Annotated in this window: 6 protein-coding genes and 2 pseudogenes; 5 read left to right on the top strand and 3 right to left on the bottom strand. The window is 58.0% G+C overall.

Annotated features, from left to right (window positions below; genetic code table 11):
• Positions 1-193: 193 nt before the first annotated feature.
• Positions 194-429, bottom strand: a pseudogene (locus D6B98_RS41300) (IS256 family transposase); the annotation flags it as partial.
• Between the two features lie 66 nt (positions 430-495).
• Entirely contained in the window at positions 496-777 is a 282-nt protein-coding gene (locus D6B98_RS38985) for a LexA family protein (protein ID WP_126262178.1), read from the bottom strand.
• 38 nt (positions 778-815) lie between these two features.
• Here D6B98_RS38985 and D6B98_RS38980 point away from each other — a divergent pair, with 38 nt between their 5' ends.
• From D6B98_RS38980 to D6B98_RS38955, 5 genes and pseudogenes are all read left to right on the top strand, one after another.
• Positions 816-1,613, top strand: coding sequence for a reverse transcriptase domain-containing protein (locus D6B98_RS38980; protein WP_347338662.1), 798 nt, complete (start codon positions 816-818; stop codon positions 1,611-1,613).
• Positions 1,614-2,675: 1,062 nt separating this feature from the next.
• Positions 2,676-3,599 (top strand): reverse transcriptase domain-containing protein, encoded by a 924-nt coding sequence (locus D6B98_RS38970; RefSeq protein WP_347338663.1) that lies wholly within the window; start codon positions 2,676-2,678, stop codon positions 3,597-3,599.
• Positions 3,571-4,602, top strand: a complete 1,032-nt coding sequence (locus D6B98_RS38965; protein WP_126262177.1) for an IS110 family RNA-guided transposase — start codon at positions 3,571-3,573, stop codon at positions 4,600-4,602. Before D6B98_RS38970 ends, D6B98_RS38965 begins: the two co-directional genes overlap by 29 nt.
• Positions 4,603-4,914: 312 nt before the next feature.
• Positions 4,915-5,547: a group II intron maturase-specific domain-containing protein gene (locus D6B98_RS38960; protein WP_235884957.1), complete on the top strand. Its 633-nt coding sequence runs from the start codon at positions 4,915-4,917 to the stop codon at positions 5,545-5,547.
• A 176-nt stretch (positions 5,548-5,723) separates the two neighbouring features.
• Positions 5,724-7,165 (top strand): annotated as a pseudogene (locus D6B98_RS38955) (IS701 family transposase).
• Between the two features lie 33 nt (positions 7,166-7,198).
• Here D6B98_RS38955 and D6B98_RS38950 read toward each other — a convergent pair.
• Entirely contained in the window at positions 7,199-8,512 is a 1,314-nt protein-coding gene (locus tag D6B98_RS38950) for a hypothetical protein (protein ID WP_126262175.1), read from the bottom strand.
• Positions 8,513-8,930 lie beyond the last annotated feature (418 nt).

The raw sequence follows: 8,930 nt of genomic DNA, 5'->3' as shown, positions 1-8,930 counted from the left end.
TGCGCCTTCCTGTTCGCCGGCGCCTGGTCATCCCGTCAACAGACCTCATGATCAACGTTCTTCACGGTCGACTAACGCTCCCTTCGTTCGCACAGTCTGGTGCTTAACCGTGGCAAGACGCTTTCGATTGGATTCGACGTGCACAGATGCGACCAGTGCTCGGAGCTATGCAGGATTTTGGGTGACGAGGGGATCAGACGGCGTTGTTTGCCGGCATATGATTGAGCTCGATGCTGTCGTTGAATCTGACACCTGCGATCACCTTCGGCAACTGATTTGAACTTTGAGCCGCCGCTCCGTTTTTGATGCGGCGATAATTAGCTTGAACAACATCAGCCTGGCGATCGTTGACGACGGTGATCCTTTCGTCCGCGCGGTTCTGCGTCGCACGGTCGCTAACACGCTTTCGATGGGTTGGGCGTGCGCAAGTGATAGCTACTTTCCGGCACAAAATTCTGCACGCTTGGAGTGTGCGCAGAATCGACTAGTGGTTCATCACAGTGATTTCGACGTTTTGATACCGAGCCATTCGAGGATCGGCAAGCTTTCCGGCGGCACGAGGATTTCGATGCTTCTGGGGACGCCTGGTTGACGTCGGATGAAGCCGTTTCGTTCGAGGGTGACGATCATCTGGTGGACCGAAGGCGGGCTGACGCGGAAGTGGCGCTGGATGTCGGCTTCGGCGGGTGGACGTCCGAACATGTGGGCGTAGGTATGGATGAAAGCCAGGTAATAACCCTGTTTCTCGGTGAAGCGCGCGCCTGATTTTTGACTCATCGTTGGATTCGTCCCGGCCTCCGACAAGGAGGCAAAGCATGAATGTACGTTATCGGGTGGGCGCCTCCTCCGACCCGACAGCAACGAAGCCGACGAACAAGGCCGGGCAACCGGCTGCGGAGCCGGTGGAGCCAAGGCCGGGGACCAAGGGGAACGTGGGCCAGCAAAGCACGAACCGGGCGCAGAGCCGGAATCGCGTGACCCAGGCGCTGGACCGCGTACGACAAGCAGGAAGGCAAAGAAAGAAGGAGCGGTTCACCGCGCTTCTCCACCACGTCAATGTCGATACCCTGAAGACGGCGTTCTACGCGCTGAAGCGCAAAGCCGCGCCCGGGGTGGATGGCGTCACGTGGCAGGACTACGAGTCGGATCTTGAGCTCAGGCTCGAGGATCTGCACGGACGGGTCCACCGAGGAGCCTACCGGCCGCAACCGTCTCGCCGGACGTATATCCCGAAGGCGGATGGAAAGCAGCGGCCATTAGCGATCGCCGCCTTGGAAGACAAAATCGTCCAGGGCGCAACCGTCTTGGTGCTCAACGCGATCTATGAAGTCGACTTCGTCGGTTTCTCCTATGGGTTCAGGCCCAGACGGGGACCGCACGATGCGTTGGATGCACTTTCGGCAGCGATCAAAATAAAGAAGGTGAACTGGATACTTGACGCCGACATCCAGAACTTCTTTGGAGCTGTTAGCCAGGAATGGCTCATCCGCTTCCTAGAACATAGGATCGGCGACAAGCGCATCGTCCGCCTCATCCAGAAGTGGCTCAAGGCGGGTATACTTGAAGACGGCGTCGTAACAGTCGATGACAGGGGACGGGTCAAGGGTCGGTAATTTCACCGCTCCTCGCCAATGTCTACATGCATTACTGCTACGATCTCTGGGCCGAACGCTGGAGACGGCAAGAAGCCCGGGGCGACATGATCGTCGTGCGTTATGCCGACGATCGTGCGCCACGACGGCGCGAAGGAGGTGTGATGTAGAGCACCTTTGAGCAGCCTTGCTGCACAGAAGATGGGGGTTGGCCCCTCGAACTCGGGTTGCAGGATCAGGGTTCAAACCACCGGCTGCTGCTTCGGCCCAATGGTCGAGGTGGTGAGCGAGACCGGAAAAGGCAGAGCAAGACTCTGTCAGGTAAGGATCGAGGAGACGAGCGCAAGCGAACCACTGATGAACTGTCGAAAGCGTAGGGAAGACGTCAAAACCAAGGGGTAGTCGTTATCTTGGGATCAGTCTGAGCGATACCTGTTTACGGCTCAGGCGGCGTCCGGCAGGCGAGGTGGCGTGACCTCGGTTCAGGCTTCTGTGCGGAACGTGGGAACCTGTATCGCGATGCCAAGGGAATGGTTCAAGTGGAAGCCCCACAAGAGTCTGAGGACCAATGCGCGATGCAGGGGCGGAGCCGTGTGTAGTAGTGATGAAGGCACTGTAATGGTGGCGGAGCGAAGGCACGGCACTGTCCCGCTTGATTGGAAGAACAACCGGAAACGGGAGGACTCTTTTGGGTCAAGCAAAGCCGTATGACATCCCCAAGCGCTGGGTTTGGGAAGCGTACAAACGGGTTAAAGCAAATCGGGGCGCAGCCGGTGTGGACGAGCAGTCGATCGAGATGTTCGAGACAGACTTGCAGAGCAATCTGTACAAGCTCTGGAATCGAATGTCTTCGGGCAGCTACTTTCCACCGCCGGTCAAGCGTGTGCAGATCGACAAGCGCGACGGCGGGAAGAGGCCGCTAGGAATTCCTACGGTGTCGGATCGCGTTGCTCAGGCAGTCGTCAAAGGATATCTGGAGCCGGATTTGGAGAAACATTTTCATCCAGACTCGTTCGGATATCGACCAGGAAAATCGGCGCTGCCGTTGGGGTTGCTCGCCAGCGATGCTGGCGGCATCCCTTCGTGCTCGATGTCGACATTCGGGCCTATTTTGACTCGATATCGCATGAGCTTTTGCTCAAGGCGATTCGGAAGCACACGGACTGCGCTTGGGTGTTGTTGTACATTGAACGGTGGCTTAAAGCTCCCGTTCAACTGGAAGACGGCACCCCTGAACCCCGAGAGAAGGGTACGTCGCAGGGCTCGGTGGTATCACCGCTGATGGCGAATCTCTTTCTCCACTATGCGTTCGACATGTGGATGCGAAGAAATTATCCGAGCATCCCGTTCGAGCGTTATGCCGATGATATTCTCTGCCATTGCGACAGTGAGCGGCAGGCACAAGAACTGAAGGAGACGCTTGCGAAGCGCTTTGCCGAATGCGGACTTGAGCTTCATCCGGACAAGACGAAGATTGTCTATTGTAAGGATGACGACCGGCGAGGTGATTATCCTGAACAGAAATTCGACTTTTTGGGCTACACGTTCCGCGCCCGTCGGTCGAAGAACCGTTGGGGAAAGCACTTCGTCAACTTCAGCCCCGGTGTCAGCAATGCCGCGACGAAGGCAATCCGACAGGAAATCCGTGCATGGCAACTACGCTGCCGGGTGGATAAGAGGATCGACGACCTGGCGAGGATGTTCAACCCGATCATTCGAGGTTGGATGAACTACTATGGTCGGTACTACAAGTCGGCGCTTTACCCGACACTACGCCATCTCAATCGATGTCTGGCGCGATGGGCGATGTCGAAATACAAATGTCTGCGGCGACATCGAAGACGGGCAGAGCACTGGGTACGGGACATTGCTTGTCGCGCCCCCACGCTTTTGATGCTGTGGACGGCTCCTCCACCGGCACGAGAGTGCCAAGGAGTGGGTGCCGTTTTGAGGCTCCCACGATTCGGAGGAGCAGCCTATGCAGTCAATCTCGACGATTGGCCTTGATATTGCGAAGTCGGTCTTCCAAGTGCACGGCGTTGATGCAGCCGGCCAGGTGGTCGTACGCCGTCAATTGAGGCGCCGCCACGTCTTGGCGTTTTTCCAGAAGTTGCCGCCATGCCTGGTGGGGATCGAAGCTTGCGCATCATCGCACCATTGGTCCCGTGAACTGCAGGCGTTGGGACATACGGTGCGATTGATGCCTCCGGCCTATGTGAAGCCCTACGTCAAGCGGCAGAAGAACGACGCTACGGATGCGGAGGCGATCTGTGAAGCGGTGACGAGGCCCAACATGCGGTTCGTGCCGACCAAGACAGTCGAGCAACAGAGCTGTCTGATGCTTCACCGAGCGCGCCACCTCTTCATCCGCCAGCAGACCGCCGTCATCAACTCGATCCGCGCCTATCTTGCCGAGTTCGGGATTGTCGCACCTGTTGGGCGGCGAGGCGTCGAGCAATTGCTGGAAGTCGTCGCCGATAAAGTCGAAGACCGAGTCCCGGAGGTCGCCCGGATGTGCCTTGCTGCTCTTGGCGTTCAATTGCGCGCGCTGAAGGCCCAGATCCTGGAATTTGACCGCCGCATCATCGCCTGGCACCGATCAAACACGACGAGCAAGCGGCTGGACGCGATCCCTGGCGTCGGTCCGGCGCTGGCTACAGCGCTGGTCGCCAGCATTGCCGATCCCAAAGCCTTCCGATCCGGGCGGGACTTCTCGGCCTGGGTTGGCCTCGTGCCAAAGCAGAGCTCGAGCGGGGGCAAAGACAAGCTTGGCAGCATCAGCAAGCAGGGCGATCGCTATTTGCGTAGCCTGTTCACGGCTGGCGCGCTCGCCGTAATCCGCTACGCAAAGATCCATGGCACCGATCATCGGCCATGGCTCACGCGATTGTTGGCGCGGCGGCCCACCAAGGTCGCGGCCATCGCGCTTGCCAACAAGCTCGCCAGGATGGCCTGGGCGATGATGGCGAGGAACGAACGCTACCAGGAGCCGGCCGCGCTGGCGGCCTAAACGAGATCGCGCCGACATCGCCGGCGTGACGTAACGGTTGGGAGGGCGAACAGCACGTAATGCGGTGCCGGTCGATCCGGCGATCAGGACAACCCACTTGGGCCATGGCATCTAGAATGCGTGCTTTTGACCGGGACCTGATCCGCGGAGGGCATTATGGCCAGCGGTCATGTGTACCGCGCAAACAGGCCGAACACATGGCTGCTCCGACCAATCCTGCGACGTGAAGATTCTCCTTGCCAACCCGGAGCCGTCCACACATGGCCCATTGGCCGATGCTACACAAGACGGCGGCTGGACGGTAAGAGCCGGATGAGCGGAGACGTTCACGTCCGGATCTGTGAGCGCCTGGGGGTGAAACTCCCCCGGGCGACTCGACGACTGGTGCACTGCCGTACCGAGCTAGAAGCAGAAACCCTCAAGGTTGAGCTTCAAGCCCGGTTGGCAGAGTGCCATCTGGAGATGCATCCAACGAAAACCAAGATCGTCTACTGCAGAGATGGGAATCGCAAAGGCAACTACCCGAATGTCAGCTTTGACTTCCTCGGATTTTGCTTTCGCTCCCGTCAGGTAATGAATTCCCGAACCAACTCGCTGTTTGGAGGATTTACTCCAGCAGTCAGTCCATCGGCAATGAAGACCATGCGGGAAACGATTCGGGCCTTGAACTTGCGCCGGCAGACACACCTGTCCTTGCAGGAGCTAGCCTCAGAGATCAATCCTCTCCTCAGGGGATGGATTGCATACTATGGGCGCTATACTCGGTCGGCACTGTATCCCTTCCTGCGATACGTCAATCAGACGCTCGTGGCGTGGGCGGTGCGGAAGTTCAAGCGCTTCCGCCGCACTAAAGCTGGTGCGAGTCAGTTCTTCCTAAGACTCGTCAAGGAAAGTGCGGGACTCTTTGTGCACTGGCGACTCGGTATGACTGGGACGTTTGCCTGATGGGAGCCGGATGACGGGAGACTGTCATGTCCGGTTCTGCGAGAGCCCCGGGGTGAAATTCCGCGGGGCTACTCCCCTGTGATGAACCACTAGTCTGACTGAGTCACAAAACCGCAGGCTTTGTCCGGCCGGAATCAGCGATGGTTGAAGCATGGACCATCAGCCGAGGAGGCTACATGAGCGGGCGTGGCACCAAGACCAGTGAGATGCGATTTGCGGCGTATTTGGAAGGGCTTGCCAGCGTCATCGGTCATGCTGATCGGAAGGCACCGCTGCGCGACTATTGCGTCGGCCTCATGGCCTGTGGCGGTCGCAAGAGCGTGGAGCCCATGGCGGCGGTGACGGCTCCGGAACGGACGGCCGCCCAGCATCAATCGCTGCTGCATTTCGTCGGCAGCGGCACCTGGTCGGATGAGAAGGTGCTGAGCAAGGTACGCGAGATGGTCCTGCCGGCGATTGAACGCCATGGCCCGATCGAAGCTTGGATCATCGATGACACCGGCTTTCCCAAGCAGGGGCGACATTCGGTTAGAGTTGCACGGCAATATTGCGGGCAGCTCGGCAAGCAGGATAGTTGCCAGGTGGCGGTGTCACTGTCGATTGCCAACCACCACGCCAGCCTGCCTGTCGCCTATCGCCTATATCTTCCGAAGGAATGGACTGAGGATTGCGATCGGCGGCGCAAGGTGGGCATTCCGAAGTCGGCTTCCGGACCAAGCCGGAGATCGCGCTGGAGCAGTTGCAGTGGGCCTGTGCGACCGGCCTTCCGCGCGGTGTCGTGCTGATGGACGCGGGCTATGGCAACAACAGCGATCTGCGCACGGAGATCACGGCGCTGGGATTGACCTATGTGGCGGGTCTTCTGTCGAGCACAACGGTATGGGCGCCCGGCACCGGTCCCTTGCCGCCGAAGCCATGGTCGGGCCGCGGCCGTCCCCCGAAACTGATGCGCCGCAACCGTCAGCATCGGCCGGCCGCCGTCAAAACGCTCGCGATCGGCCTGCCGGCCAAAGCTTGGCGCACCATCACGTGGCGGCAAGGAACGAACGAAAAGCTGAGCTCGCGCTTTGCCCGCGTGCGGGTCCGTGCCGCGCACCGTGATTATTGGCAAACCACCCAGCGATTGGAGGAATGGTTGCTGATCGAATGGCCGAAAGGCGAGGACCAGCCTACCAAATACTGGCTCTCGACATTGCCGGAGGATGTGGCATTCCGGACTCTCGTTGAGACGGTTAAATTGCGCTGGCGCATCGAACGCGACTATCAGGAACTCAAGCAGGAGGTCGGGCTTGGCCACTTCGAGGGACGCGGCTGGCGCGGCTTTCATCATCACGCAACGATGTGCATTGCAGCCTTTGGATTCCTGATCTCCGAGCGGGAGACGATTCCCCCCTCAGGCGCTCGGCGCGCTCGGCGCGCCCGGCCGATCCCGCTCGCTCGCGTTCCCGCAGATTGCAGACCCCGCGGTTCTGCCGCTACGGACCCAACGTCACATTCCAGATTCGATCACGACGATGCGACGGCGACTCCAGCAAGGGCTCGTCCGAACGCTGTCGAGATGTCCTTGTTGTGCAATCAAGTTCGTCCATTCCACAGACCACCGTTTGTGACGCAGTAAGACTAGTTAGGCAAATAAACTGCCAGGGCGAACTCAGGATTGGATAAACCTTGGCGGCAAGGCCAGCACGTCTGAGCAGTCCAAAGTTGACTTTGTTTGAGTTTCGAAAAGTTCCGTAATAAGATCCGTTGCAGCACCTGCTCCGAGCAACCGAGTAGCATCCTCTGTGGCCGGATCGGCAAGCACGCTTCGCAAGTCTTGTCCGGTATATTTGAGCGCGCTTTCCGCAACTTCTACCGCGCTGTGATAACCTACGCCGATCTGCATCGCGCAAGCGCCGGCAAGACGGGCAAGCCGTGCTGCCCATTCTTCTGCACTAAAATGGTCCTTTGGTTCCGCAGAGCCAATGCCTGCATTGATCGCATTCCGATGCGCATCAAGAGCCGCAGTGTATACGCCCTCGGCACGACCGCACAGCATGTCCCACACCATCAAAATTTCAGCAGGGGAGCCCGACATATGGCCAACGAGAGGCTCCTCGAGGTTTAAGAGCCGTGTTGCTTTGATAAGCATCGGCTTCCAAGTGATCGGAGGAATTCGCGTATGTTCAGGCACGCCAAGCCTTTCGTCAATTTCGTCGCCGAGGTTGTATAGCCCTCTTCGTATCGAAGAGGTGTCTATTTTTTTCCTCTCCGCTTTCTTCTTCGGCCCCACGACTCCTGTCCCCGCGGAGACTTTTGCGACTCGTTTTAGTACTTCATCTGAGATAGCGGTGAGTTTTTCTTCAGCAATCAAATCTGACAACCGACCAAGAAATGTTTGCTTCTGTTCTGTAGATAATGAAAATGGTCCGTCGCTCTTCTTAGAATCGGCATAGAATGTACCGAGATCGCCTAAGAAGGAAATAAAGGCCGTTCGGTCTGTTGCGCTTGCACGGCCTGCCTCGTGTCGCGCATCATCAATCAACCGCTCAAGGATTTCCAGCAATACATTCGGCGATTTGTCTGCAAGCAGACAACCCGGTGACACTAAGCGCGTCGACAATGTGCTTAGTTCAGCGTCGGTCAATTTCATCAAAATACGAACGAGTGGGCCTGCTGCTTTCGCGATTTCCCGTCGAAGCACGTCTCCCGGATGATACAGAAGTTGTCTCGCTGCGGATGCCTGTTTCAAGGACAATTTGTGCGTGTTGCCTTGATGTGCAATGTCCGCCGGATAAATGAACTCTGCTCCCTCAAAACGCTCGAGGACAGATTGTCCGCTGCTTGAATTCGGAGCTGGCGACAGTGATGCCTGGGCCCGATCAACCGATGACGAGATTGTGGTATCATAATAAGTCTCGTCCGGTTCGGTCTTAACTGGCGCAGTGTATTGAGAGAGAGGTCGAGTTGGACGGATGTGGTGCATGGTACAATGAGCCCTAGACGTCCCAACTTGTAGCGGGGGCGATGTCACCTTGCGGCAATCGATCCCGACGCTGCTGCTGGGCGTTCGATCGACTGTCAGCTGTTGCTTGTCGCCGACGCTAATTCAGCGATGACGGACAGCAAAAGTGCTCCACCACGATGTTCGTGGCAAATAGTTTCTCGTTATGCAAGATATATCGCGAACGTTCTCTCGGGCGGCCCGAGACTCTAACTAACTGCTGCTGGATGAAAATTCAGTGCAGGTCATAAGGGTCGTGGCTGATGCGCATCGTCTTGTCGTCCGGGAAGTCGATCGGCAAGCGTCGGGCAATCTGCTCGGGACTCTGAGCTGGCCCCGGTTGTCTGAACAGAATATCCGCGTCGATAAGTGGAGCCTCTGCCGGGGTTAGGCTGCCGTG

Source organism: Bradyrhizobium sp. LVM 105 (assembly GCF_003957705.1).
Lineage (GTDB): Bacteria > Pseudomonadota > Alphaproteobacteria > Rhizobiales > Xanthobacteraceae > Bradyrhizobium > Bradyrhizobium frederickii.
This window is presented reverse-complemented; position numbering and strand designations above follow the sequence as displayed.

Bases quoted from the DNA above. Each gene is read 5' to 3' on its own strand.
- D6B98_RS38985 (WP_126262178.1), bottom strand. From the start codon at position 777: ATGAGTCAAAAATCAGGCGCGCGCTTCACCGAGAAACAGGGTTATTAC.
- D6B98_RS38980 (WP_347338662.1), top strand. From the start codon at position 816: ATGAATGTACGTTATCGGGTGGGCGCCTCCTCCGACCCGACAGCAACG.
- D6B98_RS38965 (WP_126262177.1), top strand. From the start codon at position 3,571: ATGCAGTCAATCTCGACGATTGGCCTTGATATTGCGAAGTCGGTCTTC.
- D6B98_RS38960 (WP_235884957.1), top strand. From the start codon at position 4,915: ATGAGCGGAGACGTTCACGTCCGGATCTGTGAGCGCCTGGGGGTGAAA.
- D6B98_RS38950 (WP_126262175.1), bottom strand. From the start codon at position 8,512: ATGCACCACATCCGTCCAACTCGACCTCTCTCTCAATACACTGCGCCA.